The organism is Levilactobacillus humaensis, from assembly GCF_024345185.1.
Classification (GTDB): Bacteria; Bacillota; Bacilli; order Lactobacillales; family Lactobacillaceae; genus Levilactobacillus; species Levilactobacillus humaensis.
Genome location: NZ_BROB01000003.1, coordinates 1 through 24,002 on the forward strand (window position 1 = coordinate 1; position 24,002 = coordinate 24,002).

General features: G+C 50.9%; 29 protein-coding genes and 1 other annotated feature. Of the genes, 27 read left to right on the plus strand and 2 right to left on the minus strand.

Annotation, left to right across the window (positions count from 1 at the left end; translation table 11 throughout):
- Positions 1–121: 121 nt before the first annotated feature.
- Positions 122–2,752 (minus strand): YfhO family protein, encoded by a 2,631-nt coding sequence (locus OCU14_RS01145; RefSeq protein ID WP_261809419.1) that lies wholly within the window; start codon positions 2,750–2,752, stop codon positions 122–124.
- A gap of 165 nt (positions 2,753–2,917) precedes the next feature.
- Here OCU14_RS01145 and OCU14_RS01150 point away from each other — a divergent pair, with 165 nt between their 5' ends.
- The 7 genes from OCU14_RS01150 (at position 2,918) to OCU14_RS01180 (ending at position 8,448) form a co-directional block, all read left to right on the plus strand.
- Positions 2,918–4,984, plus strand: a complete 2,067-nt coding sequence (locus OCU14_RS01150) for a peptidoglycan D,D-transpeptidase FtsI family protein (protein ID WP_261809420.1) — start codon at positions 2,918–2,920, stop codon at positions 4,982–4,984.
- A 284-nt stretch (positions 4,985–5,268) separates the two neighbouring features.
- Positions 5,269–5,418: a 50S ribosomal protein L33 gene (rpmG, locus tag OCU14_RS01155; RefSeq protein ID WP_011667723.1), complete on the plus strand. Its 150-nt coding sequence runs from the start codon at positions 5,269–5,271 to the stop codon at positions 5,416–5,418.
- Between the two features lie 61 nt (positions 5,419–5,479).
- Entirely contained in the window at positions 5,480–6,031 is a 552-nt protein-coding gene (locus OCU14_RS01160; RefSeq protein WP_261809421.1) for a 5-formyltetrahydrofolate cyclo-ligase, read from the plus strand.
- Between the two features lie 66 nt (positions 6,032–6,097).
- Complete coding sequence (locus OCU14_RS01165) at positions 6,098–6,730, plus strand: rhomboid family intramembrane serine protease (RefSeq protein ID WP_261809510.1); 633 nt, start codon at positions 6,098–6,100, stop codon at positions 6,728–6,730.
- A 43-nt stretch (positions 6,731–6,773) separates the two neighbouring features.
- Positions 6,774–7,004, plus strand: a complete 231-nt coding sequence (locus OCU14_RS01170) for a YqgQ family protein (protein WP_057877945.1) — start codon at positions 6,774–6,776, stop codon at positions 7,002–7,004.
- Between the two features lie 4 nt (positions 7,005–7,008).
- Complete coding sequence (locus OCU14_RS01175; RefSeq protein WP_057877944.1) at positions 7,009–7,980, plus strand: ROK family glucokinase; 972 nt, start codon at positions 7,009–7,011, stop codon at positions 7,978–7,980.
- Positions 7,981–8,025: 45 nt separating this feature from the next.
- On the plus strand, positions 8,026–8,448 hold the full coding sequence (locus OCU14_RS01180; RefSeq protein ID WP_261809422.1) for a rhodanese-like domain-containing protein: 423 nt from the start codon (positions 8,026–8,028) through the stop codon (positions 8,446–8,448).
- Positions 8,449–8,502: 54 nt separating this feature from the next.
- On the opposite strand, the gene OCU14_RS01185 is transcribed toward OCU14_RS01180, so the two are convergent.
- On the minus strand, positions 8,503–8,679 hold the full coding sequence (locus tag OCU14_RS01185) for a DUF3042 family protein (protein ID WP_125574555.1): 177 nt from the start codon (positions 8,677–8,679) through the stop codon (positions 8,503–8,505).
- Between the two features lie 167 nt (positions 8,680–8,846).
- Between OCU14_RS01185 and OCU14_RS01190 the strand changes: the two genes are divergently transcribed.
- The 20 genes from OCU14_RS01190 to OCU14_RS01285 all read left to right on the plus strand — a co-directional run bounded on the left by OCU14_RS01190 (position 8,847) and on the right by OCU14_RS01285 (position 23,948).
- Positions 8,847–9,587 (plus strand): glycerophosphodiester phosphodiesterase, encoded by a 741-nt coding sequence (locus OCU14_RS01190; protein ID WP_261809423.1) that lies wholly within the window; start codon positions 8,847–8,849, stop codon positions 9,585–9,587.
- A 4-nt stretch (positions 9,588–9,591) separates the two neighbouring features.
- The gene (gene miaA / locus OCU14_RS01195) at positions 9,592–10,509 is read left to right on the plus strand and encodes a tRNA (adenosine(37)-N6)-dimethylallyltransferase MiaA (RefSeq protein ID WP_261809424.1); all 918 of its coding nucleotides are present in this window, start codon (positions 9,592–9,594) and stop codon (positions 10,507–10,509) included.
- Positions 10,510–10,607: 98 nt separating this feature from the next.
- A complete protein-coding gene (locus OCU14_RS01200) occupies positions 10,608–10,988 on the plus strand; it encodes a MerR family transcriptional regulator (protein ID WP_261809425.1) in 381 nt (126 codons plus the stop codon).
- Positions 10,989–11,035: 47 nt separating this feature from the next.
- Complete coding sequence (glnA, locus tag OCU14_RS01205; protein WP_261809426.1) at positions 11,036–12,376, plus strand: type I glutamate--ammonia ligase; 1,341 nt, start codon at positions 11,036–11,038, stop codon at positions 12,374–12,376.
- Between the two features lie 226 nt (positions 12,377–12,602).
- Positions 12,603–13,481 carry an exonuclease SbcC gene (locus OCU14_RS01210; protein ID WP_261809427.1) on the plus strand — a complete coding sequence of 293 codons (879 nt, stop codon included), beginning with the start codon at positions 12,603–12,605 and terminating at the stop codon, positions 13,479–13,481.
- Positions 13,474–14,415, plus strand: coding sequence for a hypothetical protein (locus tag OCU14_RS01215; RefSeq protein ID WP_261809428.1), 942 nt, complete (start codon positions 13,474–13,476; stop codon positions 14,413–14,415). Before OCU14_RS01210 ends, OCU14_RS01215 begins: the two co-directional genes overlap by 8 nt.
- A 13-nt stretch (positions 14,416–14,428) precedes the next feature.
- On the plus strand, positions 14,429–14,971 hold the full coding sequence (locus tag OCU14_RS01220) for a dUTPase (RefSeq protein ID WP_261809429.1): 543 nt from the start codon (positions 14,429–14,431) through the stop codon (positions 14,969–14,971).
- Between the two features lie 49 nt (positions 14,972–15,020).
- Positions 15,021–15,656, plus strand: a complete 636-nt coding sequence (locus OCU14_RS01225; protein WP_261809511.1) for a TetR/AcrR family transcriptional regulator — start codon at positions 15,021–15,023, stop codon at positions 15,654–15,656.
- Between the two features lie 48 nt (positions 15,657–15,704).
- Positions 15,705–15,784: a sequence feature (ribosomal protein L21 leader region), on the plus strand.
- 20 nt (positions 15,785–15,804) lie between these two features.
- The gene (rplU, locus tag OCU14_RS01230; RefSeq protein ID WP_125574539.1) at positions 15,805–16,113 is read left to right on the plus strand and encodes a 50S ribosomal protein L21; all 309 of its coding nucleotides are present in this window, start codon (positions 15,805–15,807) and stop codon (positions 16,111–16,113) included.
- 26 nt (positions 16,114–16,139) lie between these two features.
- Positions 16,140–16,478 (plus strand): ribosomal-processing cysteine protease Prp, encoded by a 339-nt coding sequence (locus OCU14_RS01235; protein WP_057877933.1) that lies wholly within the window; start codon positions 16,140–16,142, stop codon positions 16,476–16,478.
- Positions 16,479–16,503: 25 nt separating this feature from the next.
- Positions 16,504–16,797: a 50S ribosomal protein L27 gene (rpmA, locus tag OCU14_RS01240; protein ID WP_057878009.1), complete on the plus strand. Its 294-nt coding sequence runs from the start codon at positions 16,504–16,506 to the stop codon at positions 16,795–16,797.
- A 96-nt stretch (positions 16,798–16,893) separates the two neighbouring features.
- A complete protein-coding gene (locus OCU14_RS01245) occupies positions 16,894–17,958 on the plus strand; it encodes a M24 family metallopeptidase (RefSeq protein ID WP_261809430.1) in 1,065 nt (354 codons plus the stop codon).
- Between the two features lie 75 nt (positions 17,959–18,033).
- Positions 18,034–18,594 carry an elongation factor P gene (efp, locus tag OCU14_RS01250; protein ID WP_261809431.1) on the plus strand — a complete coding sequence of 187 codons (561 nt, stop codon included), beginning with the start codon at positions 18,034–18,036 and terminating at the stop codon, positions 18,592–18,594.
- Between the two features lie 37 nt (positions 18,595–18,631).
- The gene (locus tag OCU14_RS01255) at positions 18,632–19,072 is read left to right on the plus strand and encodes an Asp23/Gls24 family envelope stress response protein (protein ID WP_057877930.1); all 441 of its coding nucleotides are present in this window, start codon (positions 18,632–18,634) and stop codon (positions 19,070–19,072) included.
- The gene (gene nusB / locus OCU14_RS01260; protein ID WP_125546161.1) at positions 19,072–19,500 is read left to right on the plus strand and encodes a transcription antitermination factor NusB; all 429 of its coding nucleotides are present in this window, start codon (positions 19,072–19,074) and stop codon (positions 19,498–19,500) included. The genes OCU14_RS01255 and nusB overlap by 1 nt, the downstream gene beginning before the upstream one ends.
- A 291-nt stretch (positions 19,501–19,791) precedes the next feature.
- The gene (folD, locus tag OCU14_RS01265; RefSeq protein ID WP_261809432.1) at positions 19,792–20,658 is read left to right on the plus strand and encodes a bifunctional methylenetetrahydrofolate dehydrogenase/methenyltetrahydrofolate cyclohydrolase FolD; all 867 of its coding nucleotides are present in this window, start codon (positions 19,792–19,794) and stop codon (positions 20,656–20,658) included.
- The gene (gene xseA / locus OCU14_RS01270; RefSeq protein WP_261809433.1) at positions 20,645–22,000 is read left to right on the plus strand and encodes an exodeoxyribonuclease VII large subunit; all 1,356 of its coding nucleotides are present in this window, start codon (positions 20,645–20,647) and stop codon (positions 21,998–22,000) included. The genes folD and xseA overlap by 14 nt, the downstream gene beginning before the upstream one ends.
- A complete protein-coding gene (locus OCU14_RS01275) occupies positions 21,993–22,241 on the plus strand; it encodes an exodeoxyribonuclease VII small subunit (protein WP_057877926.1) in 249 nt (82 codons plus the stop codon). The genes xseA and OCU14_RS01275 overlap by 8 nt, the downstream gene beginning before the upstream one ends.
- Positions 22,231–23,136, plus strand: a complete 906-nt coding sequence (locus OCU14_RS01280; RefSeq protein WP_261809434.1) for a polyprenyl synthetase family protein — start codon at positions 22,231–22,233, stop codon at positions 23,134–23,136. The genes OCU14_RS01275 and OCU14_RS01280 overlap by 11 nt, the downstream gene beginning before the upstream one ends.
- Complete coding sequence (locus OCU14_RS01285; RefSeq protein ID WP_261809435.1) at positions 23,133–23,948, plus strand: TlyA family RNA methyltransferase; 816 nt, start codon at positions 23,133–23,135, stop codon at positions 23,946–23,948. Before OCU14_RS01280 ends, OCU14_RS01285 begins: the two co-directional genes overlap by 4 nt.
- The last annotated feature ends 54 nt before the right edge of the window (positions 23,949–24,002 follow it).

The following is a 24,002-nucleotide window of genomic DNA, read 5'->3' on the forward strand; positions in this document are numbered from 1 at the left end:
CTGTTCTTAGTGAGATACTGTTTGGTGTACCCTAAAATAAAGTCTCTTTATTTACAGAGCTTGACTAAACGTAGGAACGGGTCTGAGAGAAAAGTCTCAGGCCCGTTTCGTTTGTCCGAAATTAGTGACGCCGATGCCAGAACCAACTGCCGCCGATGAGGCCCAATGCGGTTATACCACTAATTATGAGCCCTGCATTAAACAAGGGTGGCCAGTAAGATAGGGTGACGCGACTAGTGCCACGTGGTAATTTAAGTGCCGTAAACATCCCCACGGTCTTGTAGGTTTTGACGCGATGGCCGTTAACGGTTGCCCGCCAGCCAGCGGAATACGGAATTGACGTGTTGAGGACTTGGTTGTCCTTCTTCGTCGTGATGGTGCCGCTAAATGATCGGCTGCTGTGCTTGGTTACCTGCCAGGGACTCGTCTTAAGCTGGGTGACCGCAGACTTGAACTGTGCGGTGTTCAACCGGTAAAGGGTGAAGTTTTCCAGCCACAACGATCCCTTTTTCAGTTGGACCGTGAGTTTGATGGTTTTGCCTTTGGCATGATCGGCCACACTGACCAGGATGGTGTGACGGTAGGTCTTGTACTGATTCAAGGGCTTCCCGTTTAGAACGAAGGTGGCGTTGTCTGGATTAACCGTCGAACCAAAGGTCATGTAGATGGCATCGTTGGTCTTCGGTTTAATCGTTAACGTGATACTACCAGGCTTCAGGAGGTTCTTCTTTTGGAGAACGGCGCCGGTGATCTTGGTTTGTTGGTTAATATTATCGAAGGTGACCTGATCGAAATTCTCGGCCTGGTATAAGTGCCGATCGGCTGAACGACCGGTCAACGCAGACAGCCAGTTGGCCTGATACTGCGCGGGATCGGCGGTCGTGTCTTTCAAGGATAGAATCTTTGAACTTGCCGCATAACCGAGTGGTAAGGCGTAAGGATTCTGATAGGTCGTGGCCCATTGATCCTGACTCAGCGCACGGTAATCTGCCAGATCAGCTTTATTGCTGGTGGCGGGAAGCATGCTTGACCCGCTCAATGCGCCGGAAAGGGTCTTGTTTTGGAAGTAGTATTTCATGTTTAGCAAGGAGTCGGTGACCAATGTTCCGTTGCTGTAGGCCACGAAACCGTCGCCGTCAGGGTTCCCAGTGTTGCCATAGAAGGCGGGAACCGCTTTGGGCAGAACGGAGGAGAAGACGCCCCCACCATTGAAGCCAGTTTGGAAGGCATCGCCCTTGGTTCGCATGAAGGTTTTACCCATGCGGTAGAAGCCGCTATCGGTCTTCTCAACGCCGTTGACTAAGCGTTGGAGCTCGTCGGTGTAGTTGCCGTACTCGCCCTGAGAGACGTAGCTAATGTTATTTAAGGAGATGAAGGCATTGGCTGTGACCTCGGTGACTCCGATCACGAAGAAGGTGATCGGATAGATCCAGTGATGTTTGACCGGCAGGGGTGTTAATGCCAGTGCAAGAATGACGAAAAGTAAACCTAAGAGAACTTGATTGAGTTGAAGAAATTTAAATTGTTTGAGGAAGATGGCGACGTAGGTACTGCCGGCTACGACAATCAGGGTGACTAGGGCAATGGCCAAGGCACTCGGCTGAAAGTCGAGGGTCAACGTCTGGGCCGCCAACCAGATGAGCCAGAAGCTCACAACAAAGGAGAAACGGTAAGGGTACCAGACTGGAAATTGGCCGGCGTGCCACAACAGATCCAATGGCTGAACACAGAGTGATAGTGCCAAAAAGACCGTAATCAGCCCGGCGGTAATCCGGGTTCGCAGGTGAATGCGGCGATCGCCGAAGTAGAAGAGGGCGCCAATCAAGGCAATTGCCCCGATGAAAAGGTTCGCTGTACCAGATGGCATCTGATCAAAGTTAAAGGAACCCAGGAAGAACTTCGCCAACATTTTTGGTGGAAAGAACTCAAACTTCCATTTAAACGACGTGACGGTGTACTGCGCCTTACTTTGGGAGAGTGACCACCAGGTTGGCAGAAGAACGACCGCCGAAAGCAGGCCAGCCGTGATTGAAGTCACCGCGAATTGACCTGCCTGTTTAGCTAATTGACGCCAACCGGTATAACGATCGACGGCAAGAAAGATGAAACTGAGGATCATGAAGAGACAGATCATGTAGGCCATATAGTAGTTCACGATCAACGTAATCGCCAGCCAAATCACGTAGGAGCGCCATTCACCAGTGTGCATGAGCTGGTAGAGCCCATAGAATACCAGGGGTAACAGGTAGGCGGCATCGAGCCACATGACGTTCAACTGATTGGCAACGGACCACCCCATGAGGGCATAGGCCGTGGCAAAGGTGATCACGAACAAGCCGCGTTGTTTCGTCGTCTTTAATAGTAGCCAGGCGAAGGTCAAGCCGGCCAGACCGTATTTGAGGACGGTGATGATGAAGACTCCGCTGGTGAGCGATGACCCAGGGAAGAACAGGAGAACCCAATTCAGGGGACTCAACAGGTAGTAGGCCCAGGTTCCCAACATTTCGCCGCCCAAACCATTGGCAAAGGAGTAGAAGATACTGCCGGGATCGTGAAGCAAGGCGCGCCGCATGTACGCAAAGAAGTCGATATATTGTTGCCCTAAGTCGACGGTCAGGAGGCTACTCGACCCAAAGGGCGCCATTTGCCGGTAAATAAAATAGGCCGTCATTAAAATGAAGGGCGTCAGGAAAGCCCCGATCAGAGTTAATTGGCGTGGTGAAAGCCGTTGACGCTGTTTTCGATCTTGCAAAAAAGCCACCTCAATCTTTAGAAATTATAAAAGTTGCACGTGATCCTGTACATTTTTGATTATGGTCTCTAGAATAGCATAGAAACATTAAATTTCGGTAGCGGGATAGTGGCACGCGGTGAAGTTTGGTAAAATAGTAGCTGTACAATAAGGAGCAGAACTGTTGTGAAGAATTTCTATAATCGAGTAAGCAACCGAAGTCAGCGATCTGGCGGCCCTAAAAAGTCGGAGATTCCGTTTCGGTTAAACTTTCTTTTCATCATTGTTGCCCTATTATTTGCGGCGCTGATTGGTCAGTTAGCGTATCTGCAAGTCTTCTATGGGGCAAAATTCAAGGCTGAGGTGAACTCAACCGACACCACGATTGAAACCACTAACGTTCAACGGGGGATGGTTTACGATTCCACCGGGAAAGTTTTAGTGGGGAACAAAGCGCATCAAGCGATCTCCTATACTAAAGGGGTCAATGTGTTATCGACCAACATGTACCAGATTGCCAATACGTTAGGCGATTACTTAACAGTTTCGACGAGTAGTTTGACGCCACGTCAGGCGATTGATTACTACTTAACGGATTCCAAGAACCTTAAGGCCGTGGAGGGTAAACTATCCGGGACCAAGGGGATGACCGTCACACAGCTCTATGACAAGGCGCATAGTTATCTCGAAAATGACTCATCCTTCAAATTGACGAAGTCTCAGCAAAATGCGGCGACAATCTTTGCGAAGATGAGTGGGGCCTATGCTCTGTCCACGACCTACATCAAGGATTCTGGCGTTTCCAATCGTGAAATCGCTGAGATTGGGGAACATTTATCCGAGATGCCTGGGATTAAGGTTGGGACAAGCTGGTCGCGTGACTATCCGAATGGGACATCGATGAATTCCATCATCGGGACCGTTTCTTCGGAAAAGACCGGGTTACCAAGTGATCGGATCAACGAACTCTTGGCCCAAGGCTATTCACGAAATGACAGTGTCGGGCAATCATACCTGGAAAAGGAATACGAGTCCGTATTACGCGGAACCAAGGCCGAAAAACAGGTTGAGGTTGCGGGTAACAACACGGTGACGAAGGAAGTTCAGAAGTATGGAGGCCAGAAGGGGGACAACCTTCAACTGACCATCAACTCGAAGTTCCAGAGTCAGCTGCAGTCGTTAGTGAAGTCGGCCGAACAAGGTGCTGGTGGCTACTCAACTGGGACCTATGCCGTTGTCATGAATCCGAATACCGGGGGCGTGATTGGGATGGCCGGGGTCGACCGCAATCCATCTTCGGGTAAGATTACCAACAACGCTTTGGGAACCCTCAATAGTGATATTGTTATGGGGTCCGTGGTCAAGGGTGCCATGGTTTCTGGTGCCTTGATGAAGGGTGTGATTACCCCAACGAACAGTACGTTAACCGATATGCCGATCAACGTCGGTGGGGTTAAGAAGTCCTCCTGGTTTAACCATGGCGGGAGTTCGAACATCGCGGTTAACGCTGCCGGGGCATTGGAAGTGTCGTCTAACTCCTACATGATGCAATTGGCCATGAAGGAAGCTGGATTTAACTATTCATCCGGTGCCGCTCTGACCATGAGCACCAAGGCCTTCGATATCGAACGGGGTTACTTCAAACAGTTCGGTCTCGGGGTTAAAACAGGGATTGATCTGCCCGGTGAAAGTTCCGGGTTGGAAGGGTCTAGCAGTTTTGCCCACATTGGGAATGCTTTGGACTTGTCCTTCGGGAACTACGACGCGTACACGGTGCTGCAAGTGGCCCAGTACATGTCGACAATCGCCAATGGTGGGACGCGGATCGCGCCTCATGTGGTTCAATCCATTCGGGGAACGAAGTCTGATGGAACGTTGGGTGCCGTGAAGTCAACGGTTGAACCTAAGGTCTTGAACACGATTGACATGACGGCTGCGCAGAAGCGCCTGGTCAAGGAAGGACTCTATGACGTGGTTCATGGGAGCAATACCTACAAGACTGGTGGTGCCATGTCATCAATTACCCCAAAGATTTCGGCTAAGACGGGGACTGCACAAACGTTCTACAAGGGAACGGAAACAGTCACGTTGAGTCTGGCATCTTATGCGCCCTCGACGCATCCACAGGTGGTGGTGGCCTTGGCCATGCCTAACCTTGGGGTTAACGCCGAGAGTAACAATATGACGTTAGCGAAGAAGATTTACGCGGCTTATTGGAAGTCCGTGCAATCGACTTCAACAATTAATCAATAAGATTTTAGAAGGGTTCTGACCAGTCATACGGTCAGAACCCTTTTTTATTCTGATGCGTTAAAATTATGGACTGAGGCGGAAATGTTGAAGGAAAATGGTCATCGGCATCACGTTCCTCGCCGCAAGGGATAAGAGAACCCGCTCAGGGCCCGACAATTCAGCTGTTAAGTATTTTCCCTTAACATATTTAGAATTTTGACTGGTAATTATCCCGGGATAATGGTAATATATTACAAGTTAAGGCTCTAGCCTGTAATTCTGAAAAAGTTGGGAGGTTACCCACAATGCGTGTACACATCACTTTAGAATGTACTGAATGCCACGAACGCAACTACTTATCCAGCAAGAACCGGCGTAATAATCCGGACCGGGTTGAATTTAAGAAGTACTGCCCACGTGACCGGAAAGTAACTTTGCATCGCGAAACTAAGTAAGGGTACGGGCGGGAGCCCGCACCTTTTTTTATTGAAATTTTCTTAAAGGGGGTCAACTATCATGGCGACTAAAGCAAATCTGCGTCAGCAGACGATCCAGGCTTTGAAGCAGCTTTCTCCTGCGAAACGTGAAATGGGTGCTCAGAGCCTCTATGAGCAGTTGTTTGCCTTGCCCGAGTGGCAACAAGCAACGACCATTGCAACGACCATCAGTACCGATTTAGAGCTGTCTACGGCCGCAATTATTGCTGCCGCTCAGCAAGCCGGTAAGACGGTGGCTGTACCGCAGACGCTGCCAGCCCGGCAGATGGCGTTTCATACGCTGACTGCCGATACGCACCTGGTCAAGACCGCATTTGGCCTGATGGAACCGGAAGATGGGGAGATTATCTTGCCAGCCAACTTTGACTTGCTTGTGGTGCCCGGCTTGCTGTACGCTCAGAGTGGCGAACGGGTCGGGTTTGGGGGCGGCTATTATGACCGCTATCTACCACGTACCACAGGAACCAAGGTTGCGTTAGCATTTTCTGTTCAGCAGGTGAGTGCGCCAACCTGGCAAGTTGACCCCTTCGACGTCATTCTCGATCGCGTGCTCGTCGCATCAACCAAGTAGAAAGGGAGCGGCAAGGTGGCACAAAAATTCAAATATCGCTTGAATCGTTTGGATAACCAACCCTTTATGACCGTGGGCTTAATCGCGATCATGGTCGTGGTCTATCTGGCCATGACTGTCAGCGGGGGAAGCACCAACGTTAACGTCCTGATTACGTATGGGGCAAAGGTAAATGCCCTCATCCAGCAGGGTGAGTGGTGGCGGTTAGTCACGCCAATCTTCTTACACATTGGATTTACCCATATCCTAATGAACATGATTACGTTATACTTTGTGGGGATTCAAATTGAGGCAGCCTTCGGACATGCTCGGTTCCTGGGAATCTTCCTGATTTCGGGAATTGGCGGGAACATTGCAAGTTTCTGTTTCTCAGATAGTTTGTCTGCCGGGGCTAGTACCGCTATTTTTGGGCTGTTTGGGGCCTTCCTGATGCTTGGGGAGTCCTTCTGGCAAAATCCCAATATTCGGCAGTTATCACAGACCTTTCTGGGGTTCGTTGTGATGAACATCTTGTTTGACCTCTTTGCGCCAGGGATTGATCTCGCTGGGCATATCGGAGGGCTAGCTGCCGGATTCTTGGTAGCGTATACATTAGGTGTTCCAAGAATTGGTCGAGTAAGCACAGTTAAACGCATCGTAGCGACCGTGGTCCTAATCGTTGGATTGGTCTGGTTGTATATGAGCGGGCTAAGCCGCTAAACGGCCAAAATGGCTCGTGCAATTTCATGGAGGTTGTGGGACAATGAAAACGTTATATGATGTTCAGCAGCTACTTAAAAAATTTGATATTTACGTGTACGTGGGCAAGCGAATGTGGGACATCGAGGTGATGGCCTTGGAGTTGAACAATCTGCGAAAAGCAGGGGTTGTTGACACCAAGACCTTCATCGCGGCCAAACTCGTTTTGCGCCATGAACACCGTATTGAAGTCGAAAAAGCAAGAGATCAACACCAATCCATTGGAGGGATTTAGAGTTATGGCACGTAATTTAATCGGAATTGACTTGGGTGGAACAACCACCAAGATGGCCTTCTTGTCCGTTGCGGGCGAAGTCCTTGCAAAGTGGAGCATTCCTACAGATATCACCGATGAAGGAAGCCACATTGTGCCAAACATTGTGACGTCCATCAATCAACACATCAGTAATTCAGAATTCAGTAAGAACGACTTTATTGGCATCGGGATGGGAACGCCAGGTTCCGTCGACATTGAAAACGGAACGGTTATTGGCGCCTTCAACCTGAACTGGACGAAACGTCAACGCGTTCGTGACCAGATTCAGGCCGGTGTCGGTTTACAGTTCATTCTGGACAATGATGCCAATGTGGCATCATTGGGTGAATACTGGAAGGGTGCCGGGGAAAAGGACGACGATGTTGTCTTTGTCACCTTAGGGACCGGTGTCGGTGGCGGAGTCATTGCCGGTGGACACCTCCTTCATGGGGTAAATGGTGGCGCTGGTGAACTTGGCCACGTGACCGTTCAACCTAATGGGTACCTGTGTACCTGTGGCAAGCGCGGCTGTCTCGAACAGTACGCCTCCGCAACGGGTGTGGTTCATGTTGCTGCCGACATGGCCAAGGACTTCATGGGCACTTCTCGCTTAAAGGAAATGGAAGACAATCAAGAGAGTGTGACGTCTAAGATGGTCTTCTACCTAGCTGATAACGGGGACATCTTGGCTAACCAAGTGGTTGACCGAGTGACCTTCTATCTTGGCTTGGCTTTGGCCAACGTGGCCAACATTTTGAATCCTGCCAATATCATCATCGGTGGGGGTGTGTCAAATGCCGGGAACACCTTGTTACAACCAACGACCCGTTACTTCCAAGAAAATGCCTTCCCTTCAGTTCGGGATTCAACCAAGCTACGGTTGGCACAATTGGGTAACGACGCCGGGATCATCGGTGCCGCATCCTTAGCACTGCGTTTTCAAAAAACAAATTAATAAAAGACTTAACGAGTCTGTGGAATTAGGAAGGGCGAATTAGTTTTGGTTATTGGAGCAGCAGGTACAATTTCAGTATGGACGATCTACTTGATTATCCTTATCGTTCTCGTCGCGGTTTGGGGCGCTTGGCAATGGTCAACGGTCATTCGGCGTAATCGCGTGGCCAAGGTCATCGATGAAGCGACTTTCCAAGCGGGTATGCGTAAGGCCCAGGTCGTGGATTTACGTGAAAAGAAGGAATTCGACGCGGGCCATATCTTAGGCGCACGGAACATCCCTTATTCAACGTTTAAGGCCTACTACAAGCAATTGCGGGATGATCTTCCCATTTACTTGTATGACCAAAGCAAGGCCTTGAGCACACGGGCCGCCTTGATTTTGGGTAAGGACGACTACAAGGAAATCTACATCTTGAAATCGGGTTACGCTCGGTGGCAAGGTAAGACCAAGAAAACGAAGTATTAAACACAAAATGGGCGTCTCGGTAATTAACCGGGACGTCCATTTTATTGCGACTGATTAACCGTTGTGAGCTGAATGGCTCTTCCGATTAGCGCGCTTCCGGTTTTCTTCAAACCGGGATTCTTGATCCTCAATTGGTTCAACAACAGTCTTCTTGAAAGAGAAGACGGCACCGGCAACGGCACTAGCAGTTGCCACAACGCCAAAGATAAATCCCTTGGTAAAATGCTTCATCATAACTCGACTCCCATCATCGTAGAATTTAAGTTATCCGCTTCCATTATGCCGTTTATCGGCTAAAATTGCTAGCGATTAGCGGAAGTCAAGCGGTAAAAATTTCGCAAAATGACTGGAATTTTGTGGTAACCTTGCTAGTGGAAAGAAAATGAGGGGGTGACGAGATGGGACAAACCCAATGGACACAGGTCTTCGCACATCGCGGGAGTGCCGGGACTTTACCGGAAAATACCCTGATGGCTTTTGAAGCGGCCTTGACCGCCGGTGCCGATGGTATCGAGACGGATGTTCAGTTGTCCCGAGATGGCCAGCTCGTCATCATTCACGATGAGACGGTCGATCGAACCACGAATGGTTCCGGTGCGGTGAAGGATCTCACGTTGGCCCAATTACGGAAGCTGGATGCGGGTGACCCGCAGCGACAGTTAACGGCAACCATTCCCACGCTAGACGAGGTGGTGGATCTGTTGAACGACCGGCACTTCACGGGAAGCCTCAATCTTGAATTAAAAACGAATAGGTATCCCTATCCAGGTATTGAGGAACGGGTGGCCACGTACTTTGCACAACGTTCGCGGTCATTCAAGCTGGTTTTCTCTAGCTTTCGGCCACAATCATTAGTTAGCCTGCAACGGCTGTACCCGCAGGCGGAATATGCCCAGCTTTTTCAGACGAACAGTCACTGGGCCAAACGCCTGCTACGGCGGCATCAGGTAGTCGAGTGGCATCCAGATATTCGCTGGGTTAAAGCTCATCGTTTCTGGTTGCCGCGGGTGCAATTGCGTCCCTGGACGGTCAATCGGCCGGCAGACATGAGCTATTGTTTTCGCCATCATTTTCGTGGCATCATCACGGACTATCCGGCGCGGGCGGTCCAGTTACGACGTCACATACAAGGAGGCTAGAGTCATGGAAAAGGTTTTAGCAATTGTCGGTCCCACCGCGGTGGGCAAGACGACACTAGCGATTGCGTTAGCGCAAAAATTCAATGGTGAAATTATCTCAGGGGACTCGATGCAGGTCTATCGGCATCTCGATATTGGCACGGCGAAAGCGACGCCGGCAGAACAGGCCCAGGCAACTCATCATCTGGTCGATGTTTGTGATGTCGATGAACAATTCACAGTTGCCAAGTTCGTAGCGGCTGCGCAACGACTGATCGCAGAGATTCGTGGCCGAGGGCATTTGCCAATCATTGCCGGTGGGACAGGTTTTTACCTCCAGGCGTTGTTTGACGGCCTGCGGTTGGGATCGTCGGCACCCGGCGATCCGGCGGTGCGAGAAACCTTTCGCGCCATCGCCGCTGAAGAGGGACCACAAGCACTGTGGCAACGACTGGCGGACCAGGATCCTTTGGCGGCTAGTAAGATTCCAGTCACCAACGTCCGTCGTACGGTACGGGCCCTGGAAGTGATCGCTGTGACGGGACGTCCGTTCTCCCAGCAAGCAGATAGCGGCGCCCAATACGACGAGCTCTATCTGGCGTTGAACACCGACCGAACCTTGCTATACGAGCGCATTAATCAACGGGTAGATCTGATGATGACAGCGGGCCTGACGGATGAAGTTGCCTGGTTGGCTGCTCAGGGGGGCACAGCACTCCCAGCGGCCACTGGAATCGGTTATCGGGAACTATTACCGGTCATCGACCAACCGGATGCCTGGCCGGCAGCGGTCGACCAGATTAAGCAGGACTCCCGGCACTATGCTAAACGCCAGCTGACGTGGTTCCGTAATCAGACGACGGCAACTTGGTATGACTTGGTTCAACATCCCGAACAACGCCCGGTTATTGACGATCAAGTGGGCCAATGGTTGAAGAGTTAATAAAATCTTTTACTTTCATGTTAGAAAAGCTAACATGAAAGCTTGACTCGCGTTGTCCAGGTGGTATGATGGCATCATAAGTTAAGGGGGCCAGTCGAATGAAAGAGAAGGAATTACGGCGTTCGTTAGCCGTTTTGCCGATGGGAACTGTCATGAAACTGACGAGCCTGACTGCTCGGCAGATTCGCTATTACGAAGCACAGGGGTTAATTACGCCTGAACGGAGTGACGGGAATCGGCGTTTGTATTCACTCAACGACGTGGATCGCTTACTGGAAATTCGAGATTACCTGGCAGATGGTGTGAATATCGCCGGCATTAAGGCAATCTATGACCAGCAGAGCGCGGCCACGATGGCCAAGCAGTCGGCCCAGCAACAGCCTCTGACTGATGAAGATGTCCGGCGAATCTTGCAGGATGAGTTCATTCGTCAGGGGGGCCTGGGTCATCCCAATTCTGGGATTCAGCGACCCTTTTAACCCGACCGACATTAGACGACAAGATAACTGACAGGGAGCGATTTTGGATGGTAAAAGCAACCAATACGAAGGACGATATTCGCCGCATGGCGAAGGAAGAAAACGTTAAGTTTTTACGGTTAATGTTTACGGATTTATTCGGCACGATCAAGAATGTTGAAGTTCCAATCAGTCAAATGGACAAGTTGCTCGATAATAAGTTGATGTTTGATGGGTCTTCAATCGACGGGTTTGTCCGGATTGAAGAAAGTGACATGTACTTATATCCAGACCTTTCGACTTGGATGATCTTCCCTTGGAGTACCGAACGAGGCAAGATTGCGCGAGTCATTTGTGAGGTCTACACCACCGATGGCAAGCCTTTCGAAGGCGACCCACGGAACAACCTGATTCGGGTCCTAGATGACATGCGTAAGGCTGGTTTTACCGACTTCAACATCGGACCAGAACCAGAATTCTTCCTGTTCAAGATGGACGAAAATGGCAAGCCAACCACGGAGCTCAATGACAAGGGGAGTTACTTCGATATGGCCCCAATGGACTTGGGGGAAAATTGTCGTCGTGAAATCGTCTTGACCATGGAAGACATGGGCTTTGACGTTGAAGCAGCGCACCATGAAGTGGCACCCGGCCAACATGAAATTGACTTCAAGTATGCCGATGCCTTGACCGCTGCCGACAACATCCAAACGTTTAAGTTGGTCGTGAAGACCATTGCCCGGAAGTATGGCTTGTATGCAACCTTCATGCCAAAGCCTTTGGCTGGTATCAACGGATCAGGGATGCATTTGAATATGTCTCTTTTCCATGACCAAGGCAATGCCTTCTACGATGCCAAGGGCAACATGGAACTGTCTGAGGATGCCTTCCACTTCTTAGGTGGGTTACTCAAGCATGCACGGAGCTTTACCGCTATCTGCAATCCAATCGTCAACAGTTACAAGCGTCTGGTTCCTGGCTACGAAGCCCCCGTTTACGTGGCTTGGTCTGGTTCTAACCGTTCCCCATTGATTCGGGTACCAAATTCTCGCGGGTTGTCTACCCGGTTGGAATTGCGGAGTGTTGACCCCGCTGCCAACCCTTACCTGGCCATCGCTGCCGTCTTGGAAGCCGGCTTGGATGGCTTACGGAACCAATTAGCCCCTCGTGAGGCGGTTGACCGTAACATTTACCGCATGGATGCTTCCGAACGACAGGAAAACCACATTACGAACCTGCCAGATACCTTGCACAACGCCTTGAAGGACCTAGCGGCCGACGATGTGATGCGCGGGGCCATGGGTGAACACCTCTTCCAGAGCTTCATCGAAGCCAAGACCTTAGAATACGATTCCTACCGAACCCAAGTTTCCCAATGGGAACGTGATCAGTACCTGGAACTCTACTAAAAATTGTGTTTGACGGCTTGACTGCCAAACTAACAAAGGATCGACCTTGCCGGGTCGGTCCTTTTTGCCGTTTAAGAGGGGATGAGGAGGGAAGCGGTTAAAAAATTCCTTGTTTTCAAGTGAAATTCGGCCAAACTGCTTTATTCTGTTCCCATTTTTGGTAACATGAAGGTATAACCAAATGTTTTCAGCAACGGCTAGGGAACATGAGAATGAGGGATAATCCATGGAAAACCAAGAACAACAAGCTAGTGCAGCCGATATTTTGACGCAAGCGATTGCAAACAAACTAGACTACTTGAGTACCATGCAAGCAGCGGTTCAACACGGCGATGACCGAAAAATCTACGAACTGCTTGATCAAGTTCGCTATTACCAAGAAGTAAAGAAGACGCGGACCAAGCGCGCCGTGAATCATTTAGCCGAACTGGTCGATAACATTCATCCCCAGATTAGCCATTATTTGAGTGACAATTTAATCGATTACTTAGGGCGCATTTACCCATTCTTCTACTACGAAGAATATACGACCGGCCTGTTCCACATCTACTTTGGAAATTGGTGGGACCGGCGCTTGTTCGGCGATTTGGACGTGGTGAACGTCCGCTTCGATTTCGACAAGGCCGAGTACCAAAAGTTACGTGATTCCTTTGCCTTGGAGAGCCAGAACCAACGCCTCAACACGGCCAAGATTGAAGCCGTCTCTGCTGAAAGTGAACGCCTCCAACAGTTAGTGGACGCCCAAGACGACCGGGATAGCCAAAAGGCCGAACTCCGTGACCAACTCAAGGAAAACAGTGGCAAGAGCAGTATGCCATGGGAATCCGGGAAGGTTAAGGAAGAACGGCAAACGATTATTGACCAATTGACCAAGTTAGCCGATGAGGACGAAAAGGCCTTAAATGCCCACAAGTCGATCAAAGCCAACGATGATCGGATCCTGGTCTTGTCTAAGGAAGACACGATTTTGAATTACGAAAAGCAGAGCATTCGTGACGCCTTCGATGACTTCGAACACTTCGAAGCGCACAACGCCAGCCTATATGCAGACTACTTGAATAGCCTGTTAGGCAAGAGCGAGGGTGAGGTGACGGTCGATGATTAATGAAAATGACCCATCGACGCTGACCACCAGTGGCCGGCTCCTGAACTATAACGAAGCTATCAAGACGGGCCTCGAGACCGGGTTGACCTTCACCAAGTTAATGGACCAGTTGATTCGGACCACAAATCCTGACGAGTTGGTTAGTGCGGCCACCCAGCTAGCTGATTTTCAACTTGACTCGGATTACGTGACGTTCCCTCACCAATACAGTAATGCCGATTATTACTTATTATTCATGTCACGGATGTTGGAATTACACGACCAAGGCAACCAGGTCATCTTACAATCACGGGATCACCGTGAGGAGTTGACCCAACAATTGACGTCTTTGGGTGACCGGGGCACGTTTAACTTCCGGGTTGAACCTTCTGCGAACGGCGGGGTGTTCTACCGGGAACGGGCCACAGGACAATCTTTGTTCTATCTCAACCTTGAACGTAAGATGTTGCGGTTTAACAGTCATGCTTTGACGCAACTCTTCGTGATTGATTTACACGAAACAGTCCCAGCCGAGACGGTCAAGACCTCCGTTCAGGTCTTGATTGACTTCGCGCGCTACCTGAAGGAAGACTACGGCTACTCCGTGGACTTCAACATTCTGGATGCCGCTAACCGGCAAAATTACGCGGTACGTGCCGCCGACTTGCCAGCTGGGATTGTCGATCGCTTGTTCGTGGTCGCCGCTCAAAATGATTACATGTTAACGAACGGCGTCAACGGAAACGGGGCGGAGATTATTTTGGATGAGGGCGTGGTTGTCGACATCTTTAACAACCAGTTGTCCGGTCAACCGGAATGGGTCCTGACGGTTCACGACGATGACCAGAAGACTTCCTGGTTTGATGTGCTCCTGAAATACCCATTCATGCGTGACTGGTACTTAGAAAACCTGACGGACTTGGAGATTAAATCCGATCCGTTGATCTTCGGCTAGGAGGTAAGACAGCGTGTTAGAGTTAGCCAAATTGGTCCAACAATCCATTGCCTTGGACGAACAAATTACGGCGGACAAGGACATTGAGATGTCCCGTCAGTCGCAGATTGAGAACGCCTATGTGGCGTTAGATGTTGAACTCGCTGAGATCGCCAATACCTCGGAGTGGTTCAAGGTCTGGAAGACTCACCGTGGCAAGGCAACGGATGGTCAGACGGCGCGAGAAACGCTATTGACCGAGTATACCGATGCCATGGACTTCTTCTTCCTGGTTGCGGCCAAGAAGACCTGGACGCATCTGATCATGACGACCGAGGAGGATCTGGCCGGACTTGAGAAGAGTCGTCCAGCCAAGGATCTGGATCAGCAGTACTTAATTTTGAAACGCATGGTGTTTAACAGTCACTTTGCGCATCGCCAGGAAGATTTCCGTCATGCTTGGCGGCTCTTTCTGAAATGGGGTTTCGTGGATTTCGGCTTCAGTCAAGACGAGATTCAAGCAGCCTATGAGGCCAAACGTCAGGTCAATCTCGACCGACAGGCTCATAATTACTGATAGATACTGAAGGAATCGTGGCGCAAGTTTCGATTCCTTTTTGCGACTCATGGGAAGGGAGGTCATCATTATCGGACAACAAGACCCGCGTGTCGTACGGACCAATGATCGGTTACGACAGGCGCTCAGCCAGCTTCTCCAACACAAGGCCTTTCGGCAGATCTCAGTCCAGCAACTCACCAAAACTGCTGAGATCACCCGAGGAACCTTCTATCTTCACTATAAGGACAAGGCGGACTTATTGGCACAGACCGAACAGCAGGTGATTACAGAGTGGTTCGACGCAGCGAAGACCACCTTGGCCCCAGACGGCGAGCTGACCCGCGGTTTTGCTCTGGGCCCCGCACTACGTTACGTGGATACCAATCATCAAATCTTGTCGGTGTTGTTTGACCCACAATTTTCACAATTCCGGCCACGGTTGCGGCAACGCTTCTCTCAGGAGTTGCAGACCTATAGCCAGCACGTGCCGGTCACGTCAAATCCACCACTGGACGTTCAAATTACCTTTTTAACGGCCAGCTTCCTAGGGCTGGTTGAGGCCTGGCTGGCAGATAATCGTCGTTATCGACCCGACTTTTTAGCCCAATCCTTTCGACAGTTGGCCGCCAGTGAAGTCACGCTTCTGGCCGATTGGTTCTCGTTAGTCGGCTTGGATTCCGCGTTGGTTACAGAAAAGGCTTGACGTAGAGAACCCCATCAAGTATAATTTTCATGTTGTATTTGTGGACTTCCACAGCTGCAACCGCTCGGGACGAGTCATTAAGTTTTCCGCTTGCGGAGCACTTGTTTTCGGCGAGTCTAAGTCTAACTATATAAGGAGGTGCACATCCATGTACGCAATTATCGTAACTGGCGGCAAGCAGTACAAGGTCGAAGCAGGCCAAGCTGTTTACGTCGAAAAGTTGAACGTTGAAGCTGGTGAAAAGGTTACTTTTGACCAAGTTGTCTTTGTCGGTGGTGACAAGCCTAAGATCGGGACGCCAACTGTTGCAGGCGCAACCGTAACTGGAACTGTTGAAAAGCAGGGTCTGGAAAAGAAGGTTGTTTCTTACAAGTACAAGCCTAAGAAGGGCCAACACACGAAGGTAGGTCACCGTCAACCATATACCAAGGTTGTCGTTGATGCTATCAACGCTTAAGCTCAAAGATTAAAGAGGCGATTGCCGTGATTCATGCGACGTTCCATCATGGAACCAACCGAATCAATTCATTTCAAATCACTGGCCATGCTGACTCAGGTGAGTACGGTCAAGACATTGTTTGTGCTGCGGTATCGGTGCTTGCGATCAGTACTGTCAATGGCTTACAACGGGTCGCTTCGATTCCGGTGCAAGTCGACAATCGAGATCAGGCAGGGGGCTTTCTGGAAGTTACCCTACCACCAAAGCTGGAAGCAACGGCCGAATTAAAGGGACAGACTCTCCTCCAGAGTTTTGAGGATGGATTAAAGGATGTAGCCGAAAATTACGCGGATTTTGTTAAATTCGCTCAAATAAAAGATTAAAATTGCGGAGGTGAAACAGATGCTGATGAACATGAACTTACAATTCTTCTCTCACCATAAAGGGGGTGGGTCCACTGCCAACGGTCGGGACTCAGCTGGTCGTCGTCTTGGTACGAAGGCTGCTGACGGCTCTATCGTTACCGGTGGCTCAATCCTTTACCGTCAACGTGGGACGCACATTTACCCTGGCGTAAACGTTGGCCGCGGTGGTGACGATACTTTGTTCGCTAAGGTTGCCGGTGTTGTTAAATTTGAACGACTCGGCCGCGACAAGCGACAAGTATCCGTTTACCCAGTTGCAGAAGAAGCAGCTAAATAACACGAGGTTTTCCTCGTACGACTGAAGAGCTTGAGGCGAGACCAATTCGCTTTGAGTTCTTCTTTTTTCTCTTAGAAAGCAAGGGAGGTTCGGTCCATGACAACTCGAATTGAACGTTTACAAGCGCAATTTGACCGGTTAAGTATCGATAGTTTCTTGGTTTCCAATGCCAGCAACCAACAGTACCTCGCGGGAGCTAGCTTGGAGGGCGGTGACGGGTATCTGCTCGTCACGGCACATGAGGCGGTATTCATCACGGATGCTCGTTATCAGACGGAGTTTCAGACGACGGTGCCACAGATGCCACTGGTGATTACCCGTGACTACCTGCAGGCCGTTAATGACCGCTTACAGGCCGCTGGAGCCACGGTGCTCGGGATTGAGGATAGTTTACCGCTCAACGAGTATCAGTGGTTAGACGAGCACCTGTTGACAGACATCGTGCCGATGGCTGGCGTGGTTGATAATCTCCGCCAGATTAAGGACGCTACTGAATTGGCTGCGATTCGCCGAGCAACTGCGCTGACGAGTCAAGGTTTAACCGCGCTGTTTGATCAGATTAAGGTCGGTCAGACGGAGCGGCAGGTGGCCAACTGGCTCGGTGAATGGATGTTGGATCATGGTGCGACTGGGACCAGTTTCGAGACGATCGTGGCAAGTGGCAAACGCGCCGCTTGGCCTCATGGATCGGCGAGTGACAAGGTTCTGGCCGACCACGAGATGGTCACCATCGATTGTGGGTTCTACGTTGACGGCTACACGTCTGACGTGACTCGGACCGTCGCGCTGGGCGACCCTGGTGAACACTTGCGATCAGCCTATCAGGCGGTGGCAGATGCCCAACAGGCAATCATTGCGGCAGTCAAGCCGGGCGTTACCGGCGGTGAGCTCGATCGGATTGGTCGAGACTTACTGACGGACCGCGGCTTTGGCGAGGCCTTTATCCATGGGACCGGTCATGGGATCGGACTGGACATCCACGAGGGACCAAACATCGGGCGTAATTGGCCGGATGTGATGGCCGCTAACGAAGTCATCACGGTTGAACCCGGGGTATACTTCGCCAACGAGGGTGGCTTGCGAATTGAAGACGATATCTTGGTCACGGCGACTGGGCACGAGATCCTCACGACTGCCCCACGGAATTTAATTATTCTGTAAGTCGGCTACTGTCTTGCTTTTTATGGGTAAGAATTGATATTATAAAGAGGACATATTTTAGGAGGCTACAAGATTATGGCAATTTCTACTGCTGATTTTAAAAATGGTTTAACTATCGAAGTTGATCACGCTATCTGGCGGATCGTTGAGTTCCAACACGTCAAGCCCGGTAAGGGTGGCGCTTTCGTACGTTCAAAGCTTAAGAACTTACGGACAGGTGCCGTTCAAGAAAAGACGTTCCGTTCTGGTGCCAAGATGGAATTAGCTGACATCCAAACTCGTAGCATGCAATACCTTTACGAAGATGGTGACAGTCGTGTCTTCATGGACACGGATAACTTCGAACAAATCGAAGTACCTTCAGAATCCATCAAGGAACAACTCTTGTACTTACAAGAAAACATGGATGTGAACTTGATTCAATACGGTTCCGAAGTCTTGGGAATCGAAGTACCAAACACGGTTGTCTTGGAAGTTAAGGCTACTGAACCTGGTATCAAGGGGAACACTGCTTCTGGTGGTTCCAAGCCTGCTACGATGGACACTGGTTTAGTTGTTCAAGTGCCTTTCTTTGTTAACGAAGGGGACAAGCTTTCGATCAACACGACCGATGGGACCTACATTTCCCGTGCTTAATTAGTCCAACGTTTAATCAGTAAGGGAGGGTCAATGAATGGCAGAAGATACTAATATCATTTTAGAATCAAAGGAACCCGCACTCGGCAGAATTGAGGTGGCCCCACAAGTCCTCGAAATTATCGTGGGCATTGCGGCCAGCCAAACCGAAGGCGTTGCGCGGATGCGTGGTTCACTGGCAAACAGCGTGACAGAACTCCTTGGCCGTAAGGAACAACACGGCAAGGGTGTCAAGTTGGTGTTTGACGGCGATGAATTAGCAGTTGACGTGTACGTTTACTTGGATTACGGGGTAGCGGTTCCTAAGGTTGCCTTAGCCATTCAAGACAGCGTAAAACAACAATTGTTGTTCATGACCGACCTTGATTTACGTGAAGTTAACGTTCACGTGGAAGGCGTCATTCCCGAAAAGACGGCGCAGCAGGTCGATCCCGATCACCTGTTTAACCAGAGCGACGAAGGAGACAGTGACCAATAGTGACACTTACACGACATCAGATTCGGGAACGTGCATTCCAAATGCTATTTGCATTAAATGCCAACCCTGAAGCCGATCATGACGCGCTCTACCAGCGTGTTCTGACCGATGATCCCAACCAAATCGTCCCCGTGCCGGAGTACTTGTCGACGCTGGTTAACGGTGTTCTCCAGTACCAAACAGAACTGGATGCCCAAATCGACCAGTATCTGAGTACCGGGTGGCAATTAAAACGAATTGCAAAGACTGATCTTGTGATCATGCGACTTGCATTCTTTGAAATTGACCACGTGGATGAGGTGCCCGACCGAGTGGCCGTCAACGAAGCCTTGGAATTAGCCAAGATGTTTAGTGACGACCGTTCACGACGGTTCATCAATGGGGTATTGGCCCACACACTGGACAATGAGCCCAACCAAGAAGATTAATTGAGAAGCCTGAGACCTTATGTCTTGGGCTTTTTTTATGAGAGTGGGACCGAAGGCGGTTAGCTGGTGAGCATTAAGGCTGATAACCGAAACCAGCTACCTTTTGGCGCACGTTTCGACGATATAAGCTAGAAATAAGGCGTCTGGGATGCCGTCCCAAACGTCTTTTTATTTGGCCCAGGTCTCGCGTCATCCGATCTGAAAGTCCGGGGGAATCGACACCCCGTTTTCAGAAAAGATATGCTAAAATGGAAGTTAAACTTTGCAAGATTTTGGGGAGGATGAGAATTTATGACGACCATTATTGATGGCAGACAATTGGCCAAGGACCTGAACGCACAGACCCAGCAACGCGTCGCTAAGCTAGCGGAACGGGGAATTACGCCTGGGCTTGCCGTGATTATCGTGGGGGATGACCCGGCCAGTGCCTTATACGTGCGTAACAAGCATCGTAAGGCCGTGAAGCTAGGGATCAAGTCCGTTGTGCGGGAACTACCCGCAACGGTTAGCCAGGCCGATCTGATGGGTGTCGTGACCGAGTACAATCAGGACCCGACCATTAACGGGATTCTCGTGCAGTCACCATTACCGCGGGGACTCGACGAACAAGCCGTGGTCGCCGCCATCGATCCTAAAAAGGATGTGGATGGCTTCCATCCCGTTAATGTGGGCCGCCTCTTCAACAATTTACCAGGTAACTATCCTGTATCCTGTACCCCACGGGGAATCATGACGATGTTGGATTCTCTCCACATTCATTTAAGAGGAAAGCGCGCCGTAGTGGTGGGCCGTAGCCGCATCGTCGGCCGGCCCATGGCAGCCATGCTACTGAATGCCGACATGACGGTCACTACGGCCCATGTGTATACCAAACATCTGAGTGATGTGACCCGTGAGGCTGATGTCTTGGTCGTGGCAACTGGTGTCGCTCACCTGATCAAGGCCAACGACGTGAAGCCGGGCGCCATCGTGATTGACGTGGGGATGGACCGCGACGACCAAGGAAAACTGACGGGGGATGTTGACTTTGATGGGGTCTTTGACCGTGTCGGGGCCATCACGCCGGTTCCCGGTGGCGTGGGTCCGATGACAATCGCGACTTTGATGCAACAAACCGTGGATATTTGTGAGTGGAGTGAACAACGTGGCAACCAATGATTATTTAACGGTAACGGCCTTAACGCAATACTTAAAACGTAAATTTGACGTCGACCCCTATCTGGGAAAGATCTATCTGACCGGTGAAATTTCGAATTTCCGGTTACGGCCGCATGCGCACCAATACTTCAGCCTGAAGGACGATCACGCTAAGATTAATGCGATTATGTTTCGGTCGGCCTTCGAAAAACTAAAATTCACGCCGGAAACTGGGATGAAGGTCCTGGTGACCGGCCGCATCTCGCTGTATGAACCTAGTGGGAGCTACCAGATCTACGTCGAACGTATGGAACCAGACGGGATCGGTCAGCTTTACCAGGCTTATGAACAATTGAAGAAAAAGCTAGAGGCAGAAGGTTTATTTAGTGCCCCTAAACGACCGTTGCCACGCTTCCCCAAACGGATTGCGGTGATTACCAGTCCCAGTGGAGCGGTCATCCGCGATATTATTACGACGACTCGCCGACGTTACCCGATCGCACAGATCGTGTTGTATCCTGCCGTGGTTCAAGGGGATGGCGCGGCCCCGGATCTGGTCCGCCAGATTCAGCGGGTGAACGCTAATGGCAGTTATGACACGCTGATTATTGGTCGTGGTGGGGGTTCAATTGAAGACCTCTGGCCGTTCAATGAAGAGTCGGTAGCGCGGGACATTGCGGGCAGTCGCCTGCCGATTATCTCCTCAGTGGGTCACGAAACGGATACCACGATCGCCGACCTGGTCGCCGATGTTAGAGCGGCGACGCCGACGGCTGCGGCCGAACTGGCGGTTCCCGTCTTAAATGACGAGATTCTAAAACTCCAGCAGCAACGCACCCGGCTATACAATGCCATGGCCAACCGGATTAATTTCCAGCAGGAACGCCTGAATAAGCTCCTGAAGGCCTACGTGTTCCAGCAACCGCAACGGCTCTACGAGACCTACGTCCAGCGCTTAGACCACGCCCAACAAGGCTTACAACGTAACATGCAGGCCCAGTTACGCCAACAGGGGCAACGCGTGGCGCTGGCCCAACAAGGGCTACGTAGCCGTAATCCGTTAACTCGGGTTCAACGTGGACAACAGGACGTGGCACAATTGCGCACGCGTTTGACGGCCGCGGCTACCCGCTACTTGGCGGCCCAACAGGAAAAAGTCGGCCGATTAGCCAATGGTCTGGACTATCTGAGTCCACTGAAGATCATGGGTAGAGGCTACGGATACGTGGTCCAAGACGATCACGTGGTTCGTCACATTACAGACTTGAAGCAGGAGACGGCCACCATTCATTTGGATGGCGGGACCGCTTCCGCAGAGATTATGGGCATCACACCAGATAAGGAGACCCAACAAGATGACTGAAGAAAAGCAACCAACCTTTGAAGAAAATTTAACTACGCTTGAACAGATCGTGACCCAATTGGAACAAGGCGACGTGCCGTTGGAAGAAGCCCTCGCCCAATTCAAGAAGGGGGTCGACCTCAGTAAGACCCTCCAGACAACGCTGCAAGGTGCCGAGAAGACCCTGGCAACCATGATGAACGACAACGATCAAGAACAGGCCTTTGAGACCCCTCAAGGAGGCTCTGACAATGCCGATTGAGACTCAGTTGGCAACGTTTGAGGCTGCCTGGTTACCGCAACTGAATGAACCATTGGCCGACGCCATCGCGCAGGACACAGGTGACGATCGTTTAGCTGCGGCCATGCAGTATTCGGTTTTGGCTGGGGGCAAACGCTTGCGGCCCTTACTGACGGTGGCAACCGTACAGACGCTAGGGCAGGCCGTCGACCTTAAACGGATGTGGCGACCGATCATGGCGTTGGAGTTGTTGCATACCTACTCGCTGATTCACGATGATTTACCGGCCATGGATAATGATGATCTGCGGCGAGGCGAACCGACCAACCACGTGAAATTTGGGGCCGGGATGGCCACACTGGCTGGGGATGGTCTGTTGACGCTGGCCTTTCAATGGCTGACGGCCACCGATCTCGACGCTTCAGTTCAGGCGGAGCTAGTGACCTCACTGGCCCAGGCGGCCGGTCCGGCGGGCATGGTCGCGGGTCAGGCCAAGGACATTCAATCCGAGGCCGTCGATTTACCGTTAGCCGATCTGCGGGTGCTACATAAGGAAAAGACCGGGGCCTTGCTGCACTATGCGGTCGCCGCGGGACTCATCATGGGTGGCGTTCCAACAGCAGCACGTGCGGCTTACTTGCGGTTTGCCGATGCCTTTGGTCTGGCCTTTCAGATCTACGACGATATCTTAGATGTCGTGGGTACGGCAGCGGAATTAGGTAAGGCCACCCAGAAGGATGCCGGGGAAGCCAAGAATACCTATCCGGGCAAGCTCGGACTGCAGGGGGCCAATCAGGCCCTCATTCAGACCATTGCGGCCGGACAAGCGGCGTTGGACGATCTCCCAGACGGTACCGATGCCTCATTATTACGGGCATTCTTTAGTTATTTTGACACGAAACGGGTGAACGCATGAAGAAAAAGCGAGTCGCGGAGTTATTAGTGGAACAAGGGTTATTTGACGAGCTCGATGAGGCGAAACGGGCGGTCATGGCCGGAGAAATTCTAGGGACCAATGAAGAACGCTTGGATAAGCCGGGAACGTTAATACCAGCCGATACCGAATTGCATTTAAAGGGGCACCCCTTACCTTACGTGTCACGTGGTGGGTTCAAATTGGCTAAGGCTCTCGAGGTCTTTGACATCGATGTGACCGACCGGGTGGTTCTGGACATTGGGTCTTCGACCGGAGGATTTACAGATGTGATGCTTCAAAACGGCGCGAAGCTCAGCTATGCCTTAGACGTTGGCAGTAATCAGTTGGTCTGGAAGCTCCGCGAGGATCCAAGAGTCGTGGTCATGGAACACACGAACTTCCGGTACAGCCAGTTGGCTGATTTTACCCATGGTCAGCCAACCTTCAGCTCGATCGACGTGTCCTTTATTTCATTGAAGCTCATCCTGCCACCATTGAAGGGCATTCTAGCAACTGGTGGTGACGTGGTTGCCCTCATTAAGCCGCAATTTGAAGCCGATCGTGAGGACGTCGGGGCCCACGGGATTATCCGCGACCGCGCCGTTCACGCCAAGGTGGTCCAGAGCATCATTGATTTTGCCGTGGCCACCGGCTACAGCGTCCTGGGACTGGATTATTCACCAATTAAGGGTGGCGAAGGAAATATTGAGTTCCTGGTGCATCTCAAATCAGTTGATAAAAATGCAGTCTGTGTAAGTTCAGTTTCCGTTGAAGACACGCTTGACGCGGGTTACGAAGGCCTAAATAAATAGATTATGAGAAATTTATGAGAATTTGCTTTCCAAATACTAAGCTCTGGTATATGA